This window comes from Nocardioides agri, from assembly GCF_013778305.1.
Taxonomy (GTDB): Bacteria; Actinomycetota; Actinomycetes; order Propionibacteriales; family Nocardioidaceae; genus Nocardioides; species Nocardioides agri.
Genome location: NZ_JACEIC010000001.1, coordinates 24259 through 43984 on the forward strand (window position 1 = coordinate 24259; position 19726 = coordinate 43984).

The 19726-nt window shown below is 70.2% G+C and carries 22 protein-coding genes; 2 read left to right on the plus strand and 20 right to left on the minus strand.

Going from position 1 to position 19726, the window contains the following annotated elements; translation table 11 throughout:
• Positions 1-3 precede the first annotated feature (3 nt).
• The 17 genes from HZF07_RS00165 to HZF07_RS00245 form a co-directional block, all read right to left on the minus strand.
• Positions 4-339, minus strand: a complete 336-nt coding sequence (locus HZF07_RS00165; RefSeq protein ID WP_157346041.1) for a hypothetical protein — start codon at positions 337-339, stop codon at positions 4-6.
• The gene (locus HZF07_RS00170) at positions 336-1367 is read right to left on the minus strand and encodes a hypothetical protein (protein WP_157346044.1); all 1032 of its coding nucleotides are present in this window, start codon (positions 1365-1367) and stop codon (positions 336-338) included. Before HZF07_RS00170 ends, HZF07_RS00165 begins: the two co-directional genes overlap by 4 nt.
• The gene (locus HZF07_RS00175) at positions 1354-3162 is read right to left on the minus strand and encodes a hypothetical protein (RefSeq protein WP_157346046.1); all 1809 of its coding nucleotides are present in this window, start codon (positions 3160-3162) and stop codon (positions 1354-1356) included. The genes HZF07_RS00170 and HZF07_RS00175 overlap by 14 nt, the downstream gene beginning before the upstream one ends.
• Positions 3162-6545: a phage tail tape measure protein gene (locus tag HZF07_RS00180; protein ID WP_157346048.1), complete on the minus strand. Its 3384-nt coding sequence runs from the start codon at positions 6543-6545 to the stop codon at positions 3162-3164. Before HZF07_RS00180 ends, HZF07_RS00175 begins: the two co-directional genes overlap by 1 nt.
• A 44-nt stretch (positions 6546-6589) precedes the next feature.
• A complete protein-coding gene (locus tag HZF07_RS00185; RefSeq protein WP_157346050.1) occupies positions 6590-6949 on the minus strand; it encodes a hypothetical protein in 360 nt (119 codons plus the stop codon).
• 65 nt (positions 6950-7014) lie between these two features.
• Positions 7015-7671 (minus strand): hypothetical protein, encoded by a 657-nt coding sequence (locus HZF07_RS00190; RefSeq protein WP_157346052.1) that lies wholly within the window; start codon positions 7669-7671, stop codon positions 7015-7017.
• Between the two features lie 122 nt (positions 7672-7793).
• On the minus strand, positions 7794-8303 hold the full coding sequence (locus tag HZF07_RS00195) for a phage tail tube protein (RefSeq protein ID WP_157346054.1): 510 nt from the start codon (positions 8301-8303) through the stop codon (positions 7794-7796).
• A gap of 4 nt (positions 8304-8307) precedes the next feature.
• On the minus strand, positions 8308-8733 hold the full coding sequence (locus tag HZF07_RS00200; RefSeq protein ID WP_157346056.1) for a hypothetical protein: 426 nt from the start codon (positions 8731-8733) through the stop codon (positions 8308-8310).
• Complete coding sequence (locus HZF07_RS00205) at positions 8733-9056, minus strand: hypothetical protein (RefSeq protein ID WP_157346058.1); 324 nt, start codon at positions 9054-9056, stop codon at positions 8733-8735. Before HZF07_RS00205 ends, HZF07_RS00200 begins: the two co-directional genes overlap by 1 nt.
• A 39-nt stretch (positions 9057-9095) precedes the next feature.
• The gene (locus tag HZF07_RS00210) at positions 9096-9581 is read right to left on the minus strand and encodes a hypothetical protein (RefSeq protein WP_157346060.1); all 486 of its coding nucleotides are present in this window, start codon (positions 9579-9581) and stop codon (positions 9096-9098) included.
• Positions 9581-9949 carry an HK97-gp10 family putative phage morphogenesis protein gene (locus HZF07_RS00215; protein WP_198346512.1) on the minus strand — a complete coding sequence of 123 codons (369 nt, stop codon included), beginning with the start codon at positions 9947-9949 and terminating at the stop codon, positions 9581-9583. Before HZF07_RS00215 ends, HZF07_RS00210 begins: the two co-directional genes overlap by 1 nt.
• Positions 9950-9967: 18 nt before the next feature.
• Positions 9968-10396, minus strand: a complete 429-nt coding sequence (locus HZF07_RS00220; RefSeq protein WP_157346062.1) for a DUF6093 family protein — start codon at positions 10394-10396, stop codon at positions 9968-9970.
• The gene (locus HZF07_RS00225) at positions 10396-10734 is read right to left on the minus strand and encodes a hypothetical protein (RefSeq protein WP_157346064.1); all 339 of its coding nucleotides are present in this window, start codon (positions 10732-10734) and stop codon (positions 10396-10398) included. Before HZF07_RS00225 ends, HZF07_RS00220 begins: the two co-directional genes overlap by 1 nt.
• A gap of 75 nt (positions 10735-10809) precedes the next feature.
• The gene (locus HZF07_RS00230) at positions 10810-11148 is read right to left on the minus strand and encodes a hypothetical protein (RefSeq protein WP_157346066.1); all 339 of its coding nucleotides are present in this window, start codon (positions 11146-11148) and stop codon (positions 10810-10812) included.
• Between the two features lie 14 nt (positions 11149-11162).
• Complete coding sequence (locus HZF07_RS00235; protein WP_157346068.1) at positions 11163-12332, minus strand: phage major capsid protein; 1170 nt, start codon at positions 12330-12332, stop codon at positions 11163-11165.
• 22 nt (positions 12333-12354) lie between these two features.
• Positions 12355-12711, minus strand: a complete 357-nt coding sequence (locus tag HZF07_RS00240; RefSeq protein WP_157346070.1) for a DUF2190 family protein — start codon at positions 12709-12711, stop codon at positions 12355-12357.
• Positions 12712-12716: 5 nt separating this feature from the next.
• The gene (locus HZF07_RS00245; RefSeq protein ID WP_157346072.1) at positions 12717-13913 is read right to left on the minus strand and encodes a hypothetical protein; all 1197 of its coding nucleotides are present in this window, start codon (positions 13911-13913) and stop codon (positions 12717-12719) included.
• A 194-nt stretch (positions 13914-14107) separates the two neighbouring features.
• Between HZF07_RS00245 and HZF07_RS00250 the strand changes: the two genes are divergently transcribed.
• Positions 14108-14758 carry a hypothetical protein gene (locus tag HZF07_RS00250; RefSeq protein ID WP_157346074.1) on the plus strand — a complete coding sequence of 217 codons (651 nt, stop codon included), beginning with the start codon at positions 14108-14110 and terminating at the stop codon, positions 14756-14758.
• Here HZF07_RS00250 and HZF07_RS00255 read toward each other — a convergent pair.
• Positions 14755-15825, minus strand: a complete 1071-nt coding sequence (locus HZF07_RS00255) for a structural protein (protein WP_157346076.1) — start codon at positions 15823-15825, stop codon at positions 14755-14757. The two genes, HZF07_RS00250 and HZF07_RS00255, sit on opposite strands and share 4 nt — an antisense overlap.
• 7 nt (positions 15826-15832) lie before the next feature.
• Positions 15833-17467, minus strand: coding sequence for a hypothetical protein (locus tag HZF07_RS00260; RefSeq protein ID WP_157346078.1), 1635 nt, complete (start codon positions 17465-17467; stop codon positions 15833-15835).
• 236 nt (positions 17468-17703) lie between these two features.
• Between HZF07_RS00260 and HZF07_RS00265 the strand changes: the two genes are divergently transcribed.
• A complete protein-coding gene (locus tag HZF07_RS00265; protein ID WP_157346080.1) occupies positions 17704-18078 on the plus strand; it encodes a DUF6221 family protein in 375 nt (124 codons plus the stop codon).
• Positions 18079-18174: 96 nt separating this feature from the next.
• Here the strand turns inward: HZF07_RS00265 and terL are convergent, their stop codons facing one another.
• Positions 18175-19704: a phage terminase large subunit gene (gene terL, locus HZF07_RS00270; protein ID WP_309504137.1), complete on the minus strand. Its 1530-nt coding sequence runs from the start codon at positions 19702-19704 to the stop codon at positions 18175-18177.
• Positions 19705-19726: the final 22 nt, after the last annotated feature.

Here is a 19726-nt window from a genome sequence, read left to right on the forward strand (position 1 = left end):
GGGCTAGTCGGTCCCGGACAGGTCGTTGACTGTGAGCCGAATGAGCGTGTTCATCTGTCGGGTCAGCGCCCGAACTTGGGCGATGACCTGCGCGTTGGTCGGCGATGTGAGCGCGAGGAAGGCCCGGTTCCCGGTCAATGCCGCGTGGACCTGGTCCGCCAACGTCGCGCGGTTCGCTTCAGCTTCGGCCTTCGCGGCGCGCTCGTCGGCTGCCGCGTTGTCCTCCGCGGTGTACGGCGCCGTTGCGTAGGGGGTCTCGGTGAAGTCGTAGTGCAGCCGCGTCTCGTCGTCGGTCCAGTAGCGCCGGTCGCCGGCCGGCCAGGCGTCCTCGGGGATCACGAGGCCTCCTCCACCGTCAGGACGCCCTCGAGGCTGCGGTCTGCGAAGCCCATCGGCGTGATGGTGATCTGGTCAGACCCGTCGGTGTACCTCGAGCCGCCGATCACGATGTCGGTGTACGCGGGCATCTGGTTCGCTCGCGAAGTGTCGATGGTGCCCGCTAGGCGCACCAGCTGCAGGGACCGAACCTGCACGAACGGCGCGCGGGTCCCGCCCAAGTTCGTGAGCTGGGTGGATGACAGCTCGAGGCCCTCAGCCCAGCCCATGCGGGCACCAGCGAGCAGGAACATGCCGGTGAGCACCGAGTCGGCGCGGGCCGGAGTGATGACTCCCATCGGGGTCAGGTCGACCCACTTGGTCTTGCGCCCGAATGCGTTGGCCGCAGCCGCCGACCCGATCGTCCTGGTGCTGTAGGTCGAGGCGCCGGACAGGTAGGTCCCGACGAGGTGGGTGGCGAACTCGTCATCCGCCGGGGTGAGCCCGCGGCCGGCGACGACATGGGGCACCACCCACAGTGGTGTCGTCGGATCCGCTTGCATGACGATCAGTGCGTTCGGCGTGACCGACCAGCGCAGGCCGTTCTCGTTCGCGTAGTTGTCGAGCAAGTACGCGAGCTTCATCTTCGGGTCCGGGCTCGTGCCGCCCCAGGTGGCTGCGGAGACCGAGCCGCCCCAGCTGATCTCGCCGCGGGCGCCTGCGCCGGCGATGGCGGCGTCGGGAACGGTGGTTGGCACGTTGGACGAGTCCATCGCCAACGCCGTCTCCGCCTGGTGCCACAGGCCGATCGCCTCGTACTCTCCGGTCGACCCCGGTTCCAAGAGCGTGCCGATCCAGACGCAGAGGCCCGCTTCGTAGATCTGCACGAGCTGGTTGCCGCGCAGCAGCGGGTGCCGGAAGTCGGGGTCCATGGTCCACGACGCGGCCTCGGAGCCGTGCTTGCCGTACTCGATGGTGACAGGGCCGTAGGAGGCGGAGGGGGCGAGGATGGACAGCCAGACGCCGCCGATCTTGACGCTAAGACTCCGCATGGGTGTGGGACCTGCGGTAGTGCTCGAACGACACGGAGGCGTCGGTGACGTTGGGCGTCACGGTGAAAGTGACGGAGCCGTCGGGGTCGAAGAGGTGGCCGGTCTGGTCGCACAGGATGGCGGACGTTGCGGGGGTGAAGGCGTCGGACCAGTCCGCGGCGGTGCCGATCATGATCGACCCGTTCGGCTCGTCCAGCGACGGGGCCGCGATCTTGAGCCGGTTCGCGGACCCGCCCGGCGACGGGGCCGCCGACCCGCAGTCGACGACCGTGAGACGCCCGCGCTCGGTGGCGAACAGGTACGCCTCGTCGAAGTAGACGAGCTTGGTGCTGTTGTCGCCGGCCTGGATCTCCACGAGCGTTCGGCCCGCGACTCCGGCTCGTGCGACGGGCAGCGGGAACGATGCGATCGGGAAGAGGTAGTTGGTTGGCGCGATCGCGGGGAAGGTGATTGTGGTCGAGCCCTGTAGCAGGACGCCGCCGATGATCCCGCCGGGCAGGGCGGCGTAGACCGACCAGAACATGGTGGTGGAACCGACGAAGCCGGACGCCGCCCGTACCCAGAGCTGGCAGCCGCCCTCGGGGATCGCGGTGTTCGGGATGCTGAACTGGGAGACCGTGTCGAGGAGGTTGTAGGCGCCGGAGACGCGGGTGGAGTCCGCGGTGACTGCGCTCGAGGCGACGCGCCACTGACGCAGCGGCGGGGAGTAGCCGCCCATGACCGGGTGTGAGAACACGACGGTGGTGCCGAGCGCCGTGGTGGGGTGCTGGACGAGGATGGTCCCCTCGGTCGGCAGCGATCCGCCAGGGTTGATGGTGCGCGACAGCTGTCGGGCGGTGCCGGAGATCGGCAGGGTCGCGGCGGTCTGCACGAGGTCGATCTCGAGGGTCGCGCTGCCGGTGCTCGCGGGGTGGACGATGCCGAACTGGATCCACGCGAGCGACGTGACCGAGTCGGGCACCTGGTACCACGAGCGCGTGAACCCAGCGACGGCCCCGGGCTCGCGCCGGACTTCGGGAAGGTTCCCCGTCGTGGCGTTGGTCTGGGCTCCGACGATCGAAGGGATCGACGTCTTCCAGTCGATCGAGATGTACTTTTCGGTCGACGTCGAGACCGCAGCCGTGCGCCGCAGTGCCGAGCCGTAGAGGCCGGCGCCGATGCTGGTGGCCGGGTTGTACGTCGACCGCACCGCGCCAGAGACGACGGAGAGCGTCGCGCCCGCGGGTGAGAGGACGGCCCAGTTGGTCGTGGACGCGGCGCTGTCGATGACTGTCGGCGTCGCGGTGGCGACCGCCGGGGTGATGATCTTGGTGGCGCCGCGGGCGCCCGGGAGGGCCTGCAACGCGATCGCGTACGACCGGCGAAGGAAACGCTCCCCGATCGAGCCGACCGAGTCCATCTTGTGGTCGAGCCGCGACCAGACCACGTCGAAGACGGTGAGTGCCGCCGTAGGCGACGGCGGCTGCCACTTCAGCTCCGCCGGCTTGCCGACCACGGCGACGAGCGCCTTCTCCGCCGCGGCCAGTCCGGCGCCGCCGGAGGCCTTGATGGTCAACGCGATTGACGGCTCACGGTTCTCGTCGCGCAGCTTGATCACCCGGGACCCGCTGGTCATCAGCGACAGGAGCGTCACCGTGATCGGCTGCGGGTTTCCCCAGTGGGTCTCGGGATCGAGGACGTTGAACGAGTAGGTCTCGCCCGAGGTAGCGTCGGTGTAGACGACGGTCTGCCCGTTCGCCACGAAAACGAGGCCTCCCAGCGACAGGCTGTGGATGGAGTTCGCGACGTAGCTCATCAGCGTCTCCTCGATCCCGTGCGCGACGCGCGTGCTGCGACGCTGTTGAGCGCCTGCGCGTAGTGCTCGGAGGCCGTGATCGTGTTCGCCGCCTGCGCGGCCGTCTGATTCGCCACCGTCTGGTTCAGCGTGTCGAGCTTCGACGAGATGGTCGCCAACTCCTGCGTCTGCTGAGCGATCTGCGCGCCGTACTGCTGGTCGCCGACACGGCTCGCCGCGGTCGTCGTGAGCTGGTCGCGCTGGCCGTAGAGCGAGGCGTACTGACCGAGCTGCTCGTCGGAGTAGCCGGCGAGGACCTCGAGGCCCTTCAGGCCTCCGTGCTCGGCCGCGTCCCGGAACGCGCCGCCAGTCAGGCCGCGGGCCATGAGCGACTGGGAGAGCTCGTCGTAGCGCTGGGCGTTCGAGACGTCCTCTTGCAGCGCTGCGAGCGGGTCGACCGACGTAGCGCCCTTGAGCCATGACGGGAGGCCCTGGGTCTTGCGCTCGGCCCAGATGTCCGAGGTGAGGCTGCCCTTGATGTTGCCGACGAGCTGGTTGCGCTGCCCGGTGGTGTCGTCGAGCCGCGACTGGGCATCCTGCCGGAGTTGCTCACCGAGGGCGCGCAGGTCGTCGAGCGCCTTCTCGCGCTTCTCGCGGGCGTCCTCGCGCTGCTGCTGGCGGGCCTCGCGCTGCTCGCGATTCTTTGCCGATCGGAGGTCGGCGCGGGCCGCCTCGAGCTGGAGCTCCATCACCTTGCGGTCGAGGCCGCGGACGGCGAACTCGCCCTTGTTCTTGCCCTTGTCGACCCGGTCCTTGAGTTGACGGCTCAGGTCGACGACCTCCTGTAGCGCCTGAGCGATCGCCAGTCGGTCGTCGAGCGTCCTGCGGCCACCGACCACGCCGCCACCCGCGAAGCCAGGGAGGTGGCCGTAGCGAGAGGAGAGCATCCCCCAGTCGCGGCGCACGAGCTCCTGCGGGATGACGACCTCGCCGCGGTGGACGACGCCGGCGACCTCGTGCTTGTCGCCGGCGCCGGTGTAACCGCCCGTGTCGAACTGGAAAGGCTTGAGCCCGGTGCGGACGGTGTTGACCGCGACGGTGATCGTCTTGGAGACGAGGTGGGAGAGCTCGGCGTTGAGGCGCTGGACCTGCCCGGTCGCGGCATCCGCGCCCTCGACGCCAACCTTCGCGACCCGCGATTTCGGGATTGCGAGGAGACTGTCGGCCAGCCGCACGGCCGCGTCGTGAGGGACCCTCATCGACTCGGCGACCTGGATGAACGTTCGCCGCGCCGCCTGGAACCGCTCCTCATTGTTCCGCACGGCGGCGGACTGGCCGTTCCACGCGTCCGCGAGACCCTGGAGCGCGGACCGGTTCGCCCGGCCGGCCTCGGTGTACTGGTTCAGGCCCTTCGCTCCGGTCGCGGCCTGCTCCCGCGCGTCCGCGATCGCCTGCCCCCACGCAGTCTCAGCGCCGAAGGCCGACACCGCGGCGTCGCGCTGCTTCAGCATCGCCTTCATCAGGTCCTGGATCGACGTCGTCGCCGCGGCCGCCGACTCACCGGCCTCGTCAGCGCCGCTCGCGTACTTCTCGTTTCCGCCGGAGGCATCCTCGGCCGCCGTGGCTGCGTTCTCGAGCGCGGTCGCATACTCGGGAAAGCGCTTCGCCGCGTCGTCGGCCGAGACGCCGACCTTGTCCGCCATGTTGACCAGCTCGTCGAACGCGGCGGCAGCGGTCTCGGCGTCGCCAGACTCGACCATGGCGGCCAGCGCGTCGTCGAGGCTACTGATGGTGTCGCTCGCCGCCTCGAAGCCGCTCGGGTCCCAGGACGAGACCCAGGACAGCGGGTTCGCGTTGCGCTGCCACTTGTCGTCGATGTCCTGGAACGCCATGGCGACGTTCTCGAGGTTGTCGACGACGCGGCCGTCGGCGAGTGCGACCAGGTCGCGCTCGAGGCTGCTGGAGTCGACCCGGGTGTGCGCCAGCTCGTCGAGGGAGTGCTGGAGAAGGTCAGCGACTGTCACGACGGCCGCTAGGCCAGCCCCAGCGGTCGCAATGCCCCGCAGGCCACGGCTGGCCTTCTCGCCAGACATTCCGACCTGGTCAAGAGCCTCGCGGGTCTGGGAGATGCCGCGGACGACCTTCGTGCCGAACCACGCTGCGCCGGAGGTGATGGCGGTGACCGCGAGCAGTCCGGTGACCGTGGACTGGATCGGCTGCGGGGCCTTCGAGAAGGCGCTCGTCATCGCCGAGGTACCTTCGGCGACCTTCGCGATAACCGGCAGCAGGGTGTCGCCGATCTCGATGCCGGCGTCGCGGATGTTGTTCATCGCGACCTGGGCCTGCGCGCCGGTCGTCTGGGCGCGCTTGCCGTACTCGGTGGTCAGCGCAGAGTTCTCTTCCCACGCCGACGCCGACTGGTCGAGCGCCGTGGTCAGGGAGTCCCCGGCGCCGGCGAGCCGCAGCATCACCTGCAGGTTCTGCGTGCCCTTGATACCCATCGCGTCCAGCGCCGATGCAACGTCCCCACCAGACGCCTGGATGCGACCCAGCCCCTGGATGAACGCGTCGAACGCCCGGACCGGGTCGCTCTCCCACGCCTGCGCGAACTGCTGCGCCGTCATCCCTGCCGTGGCGGCGTACTGCTCGAGGTACTTCCCGCCGGACGCGACCTGGGTGTTGATGCCGACCAGGACGCGCTGCACGGCGCCACCGCCGAGCTCGGACTCGATGCCGAGGTTCGCCATGGCCGCCGACAGCGCCAGTACGTCGGACTCGCTGGCACCGATCAGCGCGCCGGCGCCGGCGACCCGCTGCGCCATGGAGACGATCTGGGCCTCGGTCGAGGCGCCCTTGTTGCCGAGGTCGACGATGGTGTTGGCGATCTCGTCGACGTCACCGGCCGCCGTCTGCATCACGTTCATGAACTGCGCGATGTCAGTGGCGGCCTGGTCGGCGGTGAGGTTGGTGGTCTCACCCATCTCGACCATGACCTTGGTGAAGTCCGCGACGTCCTCAGTCGCCACACCCAGCTGACCGGCCGCCTCGGCGGTGGCGGCGATCTCCTGGTGGGTGGCCGGCATGGTGCGGGCCATCTCGCGCAGCTCGCCCTCGAGTCCTGAGAGCTGGGAGCGGGTGCCATCGACGGTCTTCTCGACCCCGGCGAACTGGGACTCCCAGTCGACCGCGGCCTTCCCCGACGCCACGAGCGCCGCGGTGGTGGCCAGCGCCACCTTCCCGGCGGTCGACGCGAGCTTGTCGACCGACTGGTTCGCCCGTGAGGACGACCGCTCGGCCTGGGTCATCGCCCGGTCGAACTCGGTGCCGAACTCCTTCGACGCCCGGATGGCCTGGGCGGTGTCCATGGAGAGCCGTACGACGACGGACCGGGCCTCGGCTCCCATGGACACCTCCCTCACGGACGGGGCGACGACCGGGGGAGTGGTCGTCACGAGCTGGTGGTGGTGACGCCCAGCACGAACGGAGGCATCGGCTTGTCAGCCGGCCGGGACGATCCGCCGAGCCGGTAGATGACGTCGCGGCCGGCGAGTGCCGAGCAGGCGAAGCACTTCACCGAGTGGGTGTCGTCGTAGTAGCCGTCCATCTCGGTGTGCCAGGCGACGGTCTTCTTCTCGCCGCACTCGCAGAGGGTCTGCTCGTACAGCTCGAGGCCTCGGAGAAGGACCTGGTCCTCGAGGGTGAACGCCGGCGACTGGATCACCTTCACGACCCGCGCCGGCGTGCCCGGGGGTCGCCGTGGTGGCTGGGCGGGGTCCTGGTCGTCGTAGACGTACGTCTGGGTCTGCACTCGCAGCCCGCAGAAGATCGTCGGTGCGACGCCGAGCTGGCGAGCGATTCGGATCTCGGTGCGGGCTACTTGGCCTTCGGGCTCACCGAGAAGCCGAGCGATTTTGGGATGTCGATCCGCCCGGTGCACACCTCGGCGGCGGTCTTCCACAGCTCCTGCCACGACGTCACCGGCAGCGTCTTGCGAAGCTGTCGTGCTTCCTCGACGGTGATCTTCGGCTCGACCGAGCACTCGGCGACCAGGAGCTCGTGGTACGGCTTGAGGTCGGCGCCGTCTTCCTTCGGGTAGTGCGCGGCGTTGAAGGTGGAGAGGTCGTCGGACGACATGCCGCGGAAGAGCGGGAGCCACATGTGCTCGGCCATCTGGACGCGGATCTCGTCGGCGCGGGCGTTGAGCCGGGTCGCGCGAGCGGTCTTGGACTCCTCGCCAATGGAGGCCTCGGGATCGTCGGTGACCTCGCCGTTGACGTCGAGCAGGCCGGCGAGCTCGGCGATGACGTCGTCGTACTCGGCGACCAGGTCCCCAGCCAGGCAGACGCGGGCGCGCTTCTCCGGCAGGCGGGCCGCGGCGAGGACGTCGGCGACGCTCATGGGCGCCTTGGCGGCGACGGCGGCCTCCGCGAGCGCGGCGGGGTCCGGGATGGGCGGGGCGGTCGGTGGCCGGGTGAACGCGTCGGGCGTCTGGGTGCCGGGGTCGCCGAGGGACTGGTCGGTGGTGTTCATGGTGGTGCTCCTGTCGAGGTCGTCGAGGTCGTCGAGGTGGGCGTCGAGGTGGTGATGCTGGCGAAGGGGTGGCGGGCGACCTCGACGTACGCCCGCCACCCCGGCTCGGAGGTGGCCCCGGGTCAGGCCGCTGCGATGTTCGGGTACATCTGCTGCGGCTCCAGCGGGATCCGCTTCTTGATGTAGCCGCCCATGTCGGAGGGCTCCTGCGGGAGGTCGGTGAGCACCGAGCCGCCGAGGTAGATCTCGTCGCCCGACGCCCACGCGGCGGTCTCGAGCTTCCCGGTCTTCCGGGCGTAGATCCACAGCGTGGTGCCCTTGACCTTGGTCGCAGTGAAGAGCGAGTCCTCGGTCGGGTCCGCGACACCGGTGCTGGCGTTGAAGAACCGGAAGATCGTCATGCCGGCCTGGAAGTTCGACGCCGCCAACGCGTTCACGTTGTTGATGTCGGCGAGCGCCTTTTCCGCGACCTTGTCGGAGTCGGTGGGCGACCACTGGAAGTCCGAGGAGAGCACCCGCGCGGCCGCGTTGATGCCGGCGTTCAGCTCGGCGATGGTGGGGGCCGCCGCGTTCGCCGGCGCCGTGGTGAGGATCGCGAGCTTGATGTGGCCGTCGGCCAGGCTCTTGGGCATGGTGTTACTCCTTCGCCCCGGCGGCCGGGGTCTCGGTGGTGCCGCCAGCGGCGGACGCCGCGGCGGAGTCGGTGGCCTGCCCGCCGGCAGGCGGCTGACCTTCGGTCAGTCCCGACGGCTGCTCGACGTCGACGTCCTGGTCGGCGTGCGGCTCGGGCAGCGGGTCGGTGCCGACGACGGCGCGGACTGCCTCGAGCAGCTCGTCGTGCTTCTTCAGCCCGGTGGTGTCGATCCCGGCCTTCTCGGCGAAGGCCTTGATCTCCTTGACGGTGGACTCCTCGGTCGGCGCCGGGCCGAGGTCACCGTCGAGCGCACGCTGGGACGGGGTCTTCTCGATGAAGCGGCCGAGCACCGGGTCGCCGATCCAGTGGGCGGGGACGCGCTGCTTCAGGTCGGTGCGGGTGTCGACGACCTCGACGAAGTCGCTCATCAGAACGCCACCACCCGGAGCTCGACCGACGCGGTGGCCGAGCAGGTGAGCTTCACGACCTGCGTGATCGGGTCGGCGAGGTCGACCGCGAACGGGCCGAAGATCGCGACCGCACCGGCCGCGACCGCGGTCACGATGTCCGGGCGGGCCTGGCCGTAGGTGTCGTTGCCGGGCGTGTCGATCGTGACGTTGATCGACGCTCCTGAGCCGTTGCGGACGATGACGCGGGACCCGATCGGGACGGTGTCGCCGCCCGCAGCTGGCGTGATCGGGGCGATGGTGGTGCCCGTGACCACCGTGGTCAGGGCAGGCAGGTTGGCCATGGGTTCTCCTGGTGGTGAAGGCCCCGGGCCGGTCCCGGGTCAGGTGTGGGCGGTGAGGCGGTACTCGAGGGGCGCGTAGTGCCGCTCGGGCGTGACGGTGTTGTCGATGAGCAGGGGGACGTCGCGTCCGGGGGTGGGCATCAGCTGGCCGCACTGGGCCCCGGAGACGACCGGCGCCCAGCCGCGCAGCAGGGTGTCGATGCGGCCGACCAGCGCTAGGAGGTCCTGCACGTCGCCGGCGGCCGCGGTGACGGCGTACGGCACGTCGCGGTCCCGGAACGGGTCGACGGCGCCGGCCGCGGACCGCTCGTCGTCGCGCTCGCGGCCGATGCCGGGGAAGACGACGAAGTAGGGCTTGACCCGCAGGTCCTCGCCGGGGACCTTCACGGGCGGGTCATCAGGGGTGTTGGTCACGCCGGGGAGCCCGTTGAGGGCGCCGACCTTGCCGAAGTACCCGGTCGCGTTCGTGACTCCGGTGAGGCGGGTAGCCACGGCGAGGCCGAGGAGGCGAAGGTCGATCGGCATCAGAGGACCTCGCTGGCGGCCGCCTGGGCCAGCGCGCGGGTGTAGCCGTCGATCTGCCGGTCGTACGCCGGCCCCAGGAACGGCGTCCCGGGCTGCGTCGAGGTGCCGTACTCCTGGTAGATGCCGTAGTCGACAGTCGGCCCGATCTCGGCGCTCATGGCGCCGGACCGGCCGTCGCCGGACAGGGTCGTGGAGATCGAGGCGCGTAGCGTGCCGGTGTCGACCGGGGCGAGCGCCTGGGCGCCGGCCTCGATGGCGTGCGCCGTTCGTCGCAGCACCATCGCGCTGACCGCACCGATGCGTGCACCAGCGCCGGCGATGCGGGACGCGACCGCGCGGGCCTCGGAGACGTCGATGTCGATGCCCACGGTTGGCCTCCTCCCGGGTCAGCTGTTCAGCACGCAGTAGAGGACCCGCTCGAAGCGGAGTGACCCGAGCTCGATCGACACGACCTTCAGCGTCTGGCCGTCGAGCAGCTGGTCGCCGGAGCCGGTGACGTTGACCAGGTCGTTGATGGCGCCGAGCTCGGTGGCCGGGATGGTGACGGAGTATCGGGCGATCGTCTCGGGGTCGTCGGCGGCCAGGATCTGTCGCGCCTGCGTATCGAGCTCTTCGACGCGGCAGGTGCCGGCGTAGTACGGCGGGTTCGGGACCGCGACGTTCTCCTGCGCGGCGTCGGACCAGGTCTGGGTGGTGCCCGGGTGCCGGATGGTGCACGCGGCGGTGCCGGTGGCAGCGGAGATGCTCTGGGGCGCGGTCTGCCAGTCGGGGTGGATGACGGGGGAGCCGGGTCGGCCGGTGTGCTGGCGAAGCATCAGCAGATCCCGGTGAAGTCGACGACCTCGAAGTGGCCGTCGGCGTCGTCGTCGGTGACAGCCTGCTCGCGCAGCGAGGCGGCCCGCTCCCGGAGCGCCGCGGCGACCTTCGGGCCGTCGGTGGAGAGGCCGGTCTGGGTGCGGATGACCTTGGAGACGAGGGCCTCGTTGTCGGCGATCATGTCGCAGGCCTGTGCGGCCGCGCGCTTGATCGAGCCGCCCTCGAGGTCGAGGAAGGTCTGGATCTCGGTTGTGGTGAAGACGACGTTGCCGGGGTCGTCGGGCCGGTAGTCGTTGATGAGGACGCGGACCTTGTCGACGTCGGTCAGGACAGCCACGGTCGCCTCCTCGAGGTGGAGCGGGGATGGGTACGGCCCGGCCCGATGACCTGGGCCGGGCCGTACCTGTGGAGCTCAGGACTCCTTCGGGGTCCCGTACTTCTCGCGGAGCTCGTCGCGGTTGAGACCGCCCTCGTCCTTGGGCTTGGTCTCCTCCTCGGGCGCGCCCTTGCTGGCGGCGTACGCCGCCCACGCGTCGCGTGAGGCGTTGCCGTCCGGCTCGGAGACCGGCTGGAGGTTCGCCGGCGGGATCTCCGGGAACACCGGAGCCGGCTCGGTGACGGCCACGACCTCGCCGTCGACCTCCTCGGGCGGCATCTGGCCGGTGACGATCCCGACGTAGATCCGGCCGGTCTGCTGGCCCTCCGCAGGGCCGTCGCCCTTCTTGGGCTTCTCCGAGGGCTGCACGTACATGCGACCCATGGCGATCAGGCCCCGATGTAGGCGAGCGCGGCCTTCGGCTCGAGCAGCGCGCCACCGAAGACGTGACGCACCTTGTAGTCGATGCCGTCGGTCTCGAACGAGCCCTCCTCGGCCCCCACGGTGCCGCCGCCGACGCGGACGGCGTTAGGGGTCTTCAGGAACAGCTCCGGCGCCTCGTGGCCGGCGAGGAACCCGACCTCCATCGCCGGCCGGCCGACACCCGGGTCCGCGAAGAGGTACCAGGTGGTGTTCTTGTTGGCCGAGACGTCGATGATCGGCAGCCACGGGTTGACGACCACCTCGGCGACCTGGCCGCCGATCCAGTTGCGAGCAGTGATCTGGTCCGCGGCCGCCGTGCCGCCACCACCGGTGGCGACGCGGATCTCGGTGGCGTTCATGATGTTCTGCGCGGCCACGGCCAGCGCCGGCGGGACCACGAGCCGCACCTGGCCGGTGAAGATCGGGTTGCCGTCGGTGTCCGTCTGCGCCCACAGCGCGCTGAGCGCGGTGGAGAGCTTGCCGACGTCGAGGCCGACGCCGCCGGTGGTGATGCGACGGGAGCCGGTGTAGAAGGCGGCGTCGGGGCCGGTGGAGTCGACGTACAGCTCGGTGGCGAACCGCTCCTCCGACATCCGGGCTGCCTTGGCCAGGCGGGACGGGGTCTCGCGCAGGGCGTCGAGGTCGTCGTTGACGAAGACCTCCCACAGGAACGGCACGCGGCGGCCGAACTTGGAGACCGCGTAGTCGTACTTGCCCTCGGTCAGCGCCGCCTCGGGGTACTCCGCGCCCGGGCCGACCGGGGACAGCACGCCCTCGGCGCCGTCCATCGTGAACATCCGCTTCTTGCGGAAGTCACGGACGGTGCCGCGGCGGGCCAGCTGCGCCCAGATGGTCGGCCACTCGCGGTACTTGCCGAGCATCGACCGGTCGATGATGTCGCCGAACAGCAGCGGGAAGTCCGAGGTGGACATCGCCTCCTGCAGCCGGTACATCGGGGTGCGGCCCTCGACGACGGCGGCCACCAGCTTGGCCGCCTCCGAGAAGGAACGCACGTAGCGGGGGTCGTCGCGGCGCATGGAACGCACGCCACGGCCGTCCTCCCGCGCGTTGAACATCCGCTCGATGCTGACGTCCTCGGCCTTGACGGTCTCGAGGAGGTCCAGGAACTCGCTCATGGTGTTGGTTCTCCTCGGGGGATCAGGCCGGCGCGTCGGAGGCGACGGCGTACTGGGCGATGCGGACGGCGATGGTGCCGGCGCCGGCGCCCTTCGTGGCCAGTGCGTGGCCGAAGAGCTGGATGCCGGCACCGGGCGCGACCACCAGGGCGCCGGTGGCGCTGGTGATGTAGACCGGGAGGCCGACGGAGGCGATGGCGCCGGTGACCGAGACGTTGAAGACGCCGTCGGTCTGGACGGTCGCGGTGCCGTCCGCGGCGCGGTCGGTGAGCGCGACGCCGGGGATCATCCCTGCGATCACGGGGCTGCCGGAGACGGTGCCGGCGATGACGGGCAGCGTGAGCTGCTTGCCGTCCTCGAAGACGCGATTCTTGGCCATGTCAGTCAGCGCCCCTTCGCGGCGATGTCGGCCTCGGACTCGGAGAGACCGAAGGCGGTGAGGGAGCCCTTGATGGACTCCGTGATGGCGGTGCTCTCCGCGGCCGGGGCGGTGCGGAGGGCGCTGAGACCGCGGGGGACCCCGACGCCGGCGGCGTTGAGGGCCTCGGCGGCCTCGAGCTCGTGCTGGTTGCGGCGCTCGATGACGCGGTTGCGCAGCGCCTGCTCGTCGAGCTTGAGGTCGTCGCCGACGAGGGGGAGGCTCTCGATGAGCTCGCCGGAGAGGCGGGCGACCGTGGTCGGCGGGAGCCAGGCCTCGGCGAGCTCCTCGCCGATGATGTCGCGGGCGCGCTCCCTGGCGGTGAGGGTGGCGACCTGGGTGCGGAGGTCCTTGTCGCGGGCCTCCATGACCTCGCGCGGGGAGCGCGGGCTCGTGGTGCGCTTGGCCTCGGCCAGGTCCTTCTCGGCCTGGTCCGCGCGGGCCTTCTCGGTGTCGCGCTCGGCCTCGAGCGCCTCCACCCGGCCAGCCAGGTCGACGAGGCGGGTGTGCTCCGACTCGTCGATCTCGATCTTGCCCATGAGGTTCTCCTTCTGGGACTCGGTGGTAGTGGTGCTGTCCGACCGGGTGGTCGGGACGTCTGTGGGTGAGTCGGGGACGGTGACGTCGCCGTTGGCGACCGCCTCCTCCATCGCAGTCCGGGCTGACTCGAGCACTTCGAGGACGCGACCGCCTCGGCCGGCGCGGGTGACGAAGTCGACGGATGCGGCCTGGACGAGCTCCTCGACGACGCGGCCCCGGCGGCCTTCCCGCTCGCCCTCGGAGACGCGTGCGGAGCCGCGGATGGAGACGCCGATCGCGTCCTTCATCTCCGCGATCACCTCGCGGTAGGGCCCGAACACGGTGGCCTCCCCGACCAGCGCTTCGCCGGTCCACACCGCGTCGGTGGTGAGGACCGCGGCGAGATCGCGCACGGACCGTTCGGGAAGCTCGGCTTCCTGGGTAGCGGTGGGGTGGTCGAGGTACATGTGGGTGCCGGCGGGGAAGACCCGGGCGTCGGCCGCCGCCTCGAGGACGTCGGCGGAGTAGTAGCCGGAGGAGCCCCAGCCGGGGTTGATGAGCTGGATCATCATCCGGCCGGACTTCGCGGTTGCCGCGGCGGCCTCGGCGACCGCCGCGGTCTCGCGGAGCTGCACCGTCTGCATGGCGTACCTCCTGGGGGCAGTGCGGGGTAGCGTTCTCGAGTGGATCCGGAGCCGGTCGAGCACATGTGGCGCCTGGTCGGCGCGGTGCTGGGCGGGTCGTCGGCGACGGAGTACGTTTGCGAGCTCTGCGACGCTGTCCTCGTTATCCCGGCGGGCGGAACGCCCCCGACGACCGTGTAATCGAGGGACGACGAATGGATCAACCAACAGCCACCCTCATCGCGGGCGTCACGGCTGCGGTCGGTTCCACGGCCGTTGGCCTGACCGCCCTGTTCTTCGCAGCACGCAACACGTCCAAGACCTTGAATCAGCAGGCTGCAGAAGCGGATCGAGGTCGTGCCCACGATTGGCGACGAGCGCGAGAGCAGCGGCTCTGGGACCGCCGGAACGACGCGTACCAAGCCCTGTTGGAGTGGCTAGACGGCCCGGGACACGCGATCGGGCCGTGGGAGATCGAGCGTGGACTAGAGGGTGACATGTTTTCCGTTGGCCCGCCTGCGCCTGGTGAGGCGCCGAGCTACCCGAGGCAGACGGTGGACCCGCCTGCGGAACTCGTGGCCGTTGTCGAGATGTTCGGCTCGGACGAGGTAGTTGAGAAGCTCCGGGCCCTTCAGGATTGCGCCTTGAGAGAACGCCGGTACGAGATCTCTCTCAGGTTCGACGTGATACTCAGGCTGCAGGACGACCAGCCCGACGTGGCAGCGATTGCTGACGACAATCGCGAGCGTTCGCGCATGACCCGCGTTGCCCGGGAGGATTGGAACGTCGCTCGCGGCGAGCTGTGGGCGACGGTCCGCGCCGAGTATCAGAACATCGACGGCGCTTCGAGTGGCTCAGAGCTCTAGACGGGCTGCAGCAGCCGGCGGCGGACGTCCTGTACCGGGACCGGCACCCAGGAGTCACGCCACCCGGTCGTCTCGCGCTTCACCGACAGCGCCTCCCAGGGCAGCGCCCCGGTCTCGATGCCCTGCAGGCGGACCGGGCCCATGATCCGGTTCTTCTCGTACGCCGGGAGCTCCTCGAACGCCGCGCGGGCATCGGGGAGCAGCGACGGAGGCTCCTCGATGTCGAACCCCAGCTCCGACCACGGCCGCACCAGCGGCATCCGCGAGCAGCGGCCGCACTGGTGGTCCTCGGGGCCGGGCTGCTCGAGCGGGTAGCGGCGGCCATGCTGGCCCCAGCACGACGGGCAGGTGCGGACGTCGAGCTTCGCGAGCCACACCCAGCCGGCGAGGACGTCGGAGTGCTCGAAGTGGTGGACGGCCGCGGCGGACCGGTGTGCGTCGATGATCTCAGTGCGGGCGATGGTGAGCGCCCGGTTGAGGCCGCCGTTGAACCGCTGCTCGGCCAGCCGCAGCATCCGCGCGGCCGCGGTACGAGGGTTCTCGCCCAGCGCGACGCCGCGGACGAGGGCCTGCCGCATCGCCTCGCGCGCGTGCCGCTCCAGCGGGCGGCGCAGGGACTCGATCTGGGTGTTGGTGCGCTCGACGATCGCGCCGATGGCGTCGGGGTCGACCCGGTTGAGGCGGGCGAAGAGCTCCATCGTGTAGGCCTCGGCCGGGAGCTGGGAGACCAGGAGCCGGGCCTGCCACATGGCGGTCTCGCCGGTGACGTCGCGGGTGGTGGCCATGACGGTGACGCCAGTGAACTCGGCCAGGTTGAGGATCTCCTGGGTGGTGACCTGCAGGGCGCGCTGCGCGGTCTGTGCCCGGGCGATCTGCCCGGCGCTCGGCCACCGGCCGGCCTTCGAGGTGGCGACAAGGTCGGCGATCGCGGTCTCCCACGCCGGCTCGATCTGCGTCCACGCACGTGCCCACGCCTGCACGAGCTCGCGGACGGCCTGGTCGACCTGGTTGTCGAGCCGCACCCGCAGCTCGTCGGCGATCCGGATCGTGGAGTGCCCGATCGCCATCAGCTGGTCACCGCAGCGCCTCGGCTGCGTCCTCGCCGCGGTTGAACGCGTCGACCGCGACCTGGCCGGCGGACATCTCGGGGTCGATGAAGTTGCCCTGGTCGTCGGTCATCTCGTCGACGATCTCGTCGATGTCGTCGACACCGAGGGCCTGGAGCAGGAGCTTCAGGACGGTCAGCGGCGGCAGCTTGCCGGTCCCGTCGGCGGCGACGATCGCGTCCACGAGGGTCTTCAGGTCGACCGCGGTCAGGTCCGGCCAGTCGAAGTCGATGGTGCGCGGGGTGTCGCCAGCGAGCTCGACGACCTCGCGGTCCCACTCGTCCCGGGTAACGGTGCCCTTGAGCGGCCCGCGCGGCGCCCGGACGGCGGCGTCGATGACGTACTCGAGGATGGTGCGCAGGTAGTCGGCCCACACGTCGCGGCGCTGCCCGGCCATCAGCTCGGTGGGCCGGTCGAGGGTCTCGGCGACCGCGCGGGCGCCGGTCTGACCTGGGTCGGCGAGCAGCATCGTGAGGGGCACGTCGAGGCCGGCGGCGACCATGCCGGCGAGCGGCTTCCCGGACTCGGAGTCGATCGTGGCGCCGGACTTCGGGATCGCCTCGAGGACCTGACCCTGGCTCATGTTCGCGATCCCGCCGACCGGGGTCTTCCCGGTGGTCGGGTCGGCGGTCGCGGCGGTGCGGATCGCGCCGGCGGTCTTCTCGGCCTGTCGCTTCGACCCGGACGTCGTACGCCACGCGAACCGCGACAGCGCCTTCACGAGCTTCGCCCAGTCCTCGAGGAACTCCTTGTACGCCTTCGCCCACGGGATCGCTGCGAACGCGTCGCCAACCCCGAAGTGCCAGTCGTCGAGGCCGTTGACCGCGAGGAAGGCGACGGGGGCGTCCCAGTAGATCTCCTCGCCGCGGTCCTCGCCGTCGCGGTTGACGCGCAGCGGGCGGGGCCCGCGGGGCCGGAAGTCGACGTCGGGGTAGTACGCCGTCCGCGTCTCGCCGGCCTTCGGCGACCAGGTCCGCTTATAGAACCAGACCTCGGAGTCGTCGTCGGGGTTCGTGATCACATCGGCGATCTGGTTGGTCGGGATGAGCCGGGGCTGCACGCGGCCGGTCAGCGGCTTCGTGAACAGCGCGACCGCGATCATGCCGTCGGTGCCGAGGGTGCGCTCGTTGCGTTCGCGGGCGACCGCGGAGGTCAGGGTCTTGCGGGTGGCCTTGTCGTCGAGGAAGGCCTGGATGACCGCGTTGACGTCCTGCTCGGCGGTGTTGTCGTCGTTCTGGCCGGTGGCGCGGGCGGTGATCTGGACGCCGCCGTCGCCCCAGATGTAGGCGGCGCGGAGGTTGAGGCCGCGGCGGATGAGGGGGTTGACGACGGCCATGACCCGGGAGAGCCGCGCGGCCTGGAGGAGTCCGGCGCGGGTGAACTCGATCTCCGAGCTGATGTTGAGCGACCGCCAGGAGCGGTCCTCGAGGCCGAGCTCGACATCGGCCAGGCCGGCCTCGCCGACGAGCTGCTCCTCGAGGAAGTGGATGGTCTCGATGGCCTGGTGCAGCTGCTCGGTGAGGTCGGCGGTGTGGAGGGTTTGGGCGACCTCGCCGACGGTGCTGGTGTCGGGGACCCTGGAGAAGACGTCGAGGATGCTCACTAGGTCACCGCCTCTGCGTGAAGTTGTGTCGTTGTTGCCCCTGAACTGCCGGCCACGTCCCTCCCGGCGCCGCGTCCGTGACCAGCAGCAGGGGTCCCACGGGCGCTAACCGCGACGGGCCGCCCGCTGTCTGTAGCTCGTAGCGCGGCATCTCGCCAAGCGGACTGACGCACGCGACGCTGGAGCGCACGGAGGATGGGTGGACGCGCCACCGAGCGCGACTACAGGATCAGCAGGTGAACGAACTTCGTGAGTTCCTACTTGCCCGCCTCGCCGAGGACGAGATCCTGGCATCGCACGCTGCGGCTGCGGCGCCGCCGCCCTGGGAGGCATCGAGTGGCTGGATCAACGCGGGTGGCATCGCGTACGACACCAGCTACTCCCCTGCGATGGGGCGGCACGTCGCGCAACACGACCCCGGTCGGGTGCGCCGAGAGGCCGCCGCCAAGCGACGCATCATTGACCTGTGCTGGGCCCACACCCAGGTCGCTAGGTCCGCGGAGTACCCGAACGTCGTGACCCGGATCGAGGCACTCGCCACATCAACGCTGCTGTCGCTGGCGGCCGCGTATGCCGACCATCCGGATTACCAGCCCGGGTGGATCGAATGAACCCAGCACGGGCCTGACAGGTCCTGGGCCGGGCACGGGCGCACTTCGTCCGCGTGTGCGTCCCAGACGCAACCGGAATCCGATCGGGCTCAACGTCTAGTAGGCCGAGATCTGGAAGTCGGCCAGGTCATCGTCGAGGTCGTCCTCATCAACGATCTCCCCAGCAAGGAACGGCTGCAGCACCAGCCGGTTCAGGCCCTGCGACAGGGCGTCGACCTGGTCATCGTTCGTCGCGGTCGGGAACCCAGCGCACTCCTCGATGAGACCACCGACCCACGGCGCGATCGCCGGCGCCGGGAGGTAGACGTTCCCAGCCTCGACCAGCGGCGACACCGCGGACGCCCGCGCCTCCTTGGAGCCATGCGGCTCCTCCGGCACGATCCCCGCGATCCGCTTGCGCAGCGACGCGATCACCGCGGTGCCGTTTGCCTTGTCCTCGACGAGCTTGAGCAGCGCCTGGGGCCACCGGGCCGCGAGCTGCTCGAACTGGTTACAGGTCTCGACGAAGTCCCAGCGGCCACGGACCTGCTCGAGGAGGTAGGCGTCGACGCCGCGGCGGCCCCACACCTGTCCAACCACGTAGTCGGAGTCCTCGGTGTCCTTGAACGCCATGTCCCACGACATGAGGACCTCGTCGAACCCAGTGACGAGCCGGGCGCCGTCCTCGCGCTCGAACCAGAGCGGCTGGTCGTACCGCTGCCACCAGTCCCGCTTGAGGATGCCGCCTTCGACGGGGGAGGGCCGGCCCTGGTAGAGCGCGATCCAGACGCGGGAGCCGACCTCCCGCATCTTCTTCGCCCAGTCCCGCAGCGTGCGGCGCCGCGCGGACTCCATGAACTCGCCGGGCTCGCGGCCGAGCGGGTCGGGCTTGCCGTAGTCCGGGTCGTCCTCGGGGAGCTTGGTCGAGTCGATCGCCTGTGCGGCTATGTTGAGCGCCGTCCACTCCTCGGGGTACTCGGCGCGGAGCCACCCCGACAGGTCGTCCTTGCGCCACCGGGTCTGCACGATCACGACCGGGGCACCGGGGGCGAGGCGGGTGAGGGCGACAGACTGCCAGAACCGCTGCACGGTCTGCCGCCAGGCCTTGGAGTCAGCCTGCTTCTCGTCCTTGTAGGGGTCGTCGATGATGAGGACGTCGACCGGCTTGCCCGTGAGGGAGCCCTCGATGCCGACGCAGACGACGCCGCCCTTGTAGCCGAGGAGCTTGAACTCGTGCTTCTTCGCGGTGGACTTCGACAGCGTGAGGCCGAGCTCGGGGTGGTCGCGGAGGATGTCGCGGATCTGCTCGCCGAAGGTCTGGGCGAGCTCGAAGCCGTTGCAGACGATGGCGACGCGGAGGTTCGGGTTGCGGTGCAGCAGCCAGACGACGAACCAGACGCTGATGCGCAGCGACTTGCCCTCCTGCGGGGGCATCGAGCACATGAAGCGTTCGATCTCGCCGGTGGCGACCTTGGCGAGGTGCTCGTCGATGACGTCTAGGGCGGGGGTCTGGATGGTTCCGCGGTCGAGAGCTTGGGCCATCTCGCCGGGTGTGTTCCAGGGGCGCTCGCGGAGCTCGGGGGCGAGGTCGGCGGCGATCATCTGGATCATGAGGTCGCGGCCGGCCCGGGCCTGGGTGACGGTCACAGGCACCCCCTGGGATCAGGCG

Bases quoted from the DNA above. Each gene is read 5' to 3' on its own strand.
- HZF07_RS00170 (WP_157346044.1), bottom strand. From the start codon at position 1,367: ATGCGGAGTCTTAGCGTCAAGATCGGCGGCGTCTGGCTGTCCATCCTC.
- HZF07_RS00175 (WP_157346046.1), bottom strand. From the start codon at position 3,162: ATGAGCTACGTCGCGAACTCCATCCACAGCCTGTCGCTGGGAGGCCTC.
- HZF07_RS00180 (WP_157346048.1), bottom strand. From the start codon at position 6,545: ATGGGAGCCGAGGCCCGGTCCGTCGTCGTACGGCTCTCCATGGACACC.
- HZF07_RS00190 (WP_157346052.1), bottom strand. From the start codon at position 7,671: ATGAACACCACCGACCAGTCCCTCGGCGACCCCGGCACCCAGACGCCC.
- HZF07_RS00195 (WP_157346054.1), bottom strand. From the start codon at position 8,303: ATGCCCAAGAGCCTGGCCGACGGCCACATCAAGCTCGCGATCCTCACC.
- HZF07_RS00200 (WP_157346056.1), bottom strand. From the start codon at position 8,733: ATGAGCGACTTCGTCGAGGTCGTCGACACCCGCACCGACCTGAAGCAG.
- HZF07_RS00205 (WP_157346058.1), bottom strand. From the start codon at position 9,056: ATGGCCAACCTGCCTGCCCTGACCACGGTGGTCACGGGCACCACCATC.
- HZF07_RS00210 (WP_157346060.1), bottom strand. From the start codon at position 9,581: ATGCCGATCGACCTTCGCCTCCTCGGCCTCGCCGTGGCTACCCGCCTC.
- HZF07_RS00220 (WP_157346062.1), bottom strand. From the start codon at position 10,396: ATGCTTCGCCAGCACACCGGCCGACCCGGCTCCCCCGTCATCCACCCC.
- HZF07_RS00230 (WP_157346066.1), bottom strand. From the start codon at position 11,148: ATGTACGTGCAGCCCTCGGAGAAGCCCAAGAAGGGCGACGGCCCTGCG.
- HZF07_RS00235 (WP_157346068.1), bottom strand. From the start codon at position 12,332: ATGAGCGAGTTCCTGGACCTCCTCGAGACCGTCAAGGCCGAGGACGTC.
- HZF07_RS00240 (WP_157346070.1), bottom strand. From the start codon at position 12,711: ATGGCCAAGAATCGCGTCTTCGAGGACGGCAAGCAGCTCACGCTGCCC.
- HZF07_RS00245 (WP_157346072.1), bottom strand. From the start codon at position 13,913: ATGCAGACGGTGCAGCTCCGCGAGACCGCGGCGGTCGCCGAGGCCGCC.
- HZF07_RS00250 (WP_157346074.1), top strand. From the start codon at position 14,108: ATGGATCAACCAACAGCCACCCTCATCGCGGGCGTCACGGCTGCGGTC.
- HZF07_RS00255 (WP_157346076.1), bottom strand. From the start codon at position 15,825: ATGGCGATCGGGCACTCCACGATCCGGATCGCCGACGAGCTGCGGGTG.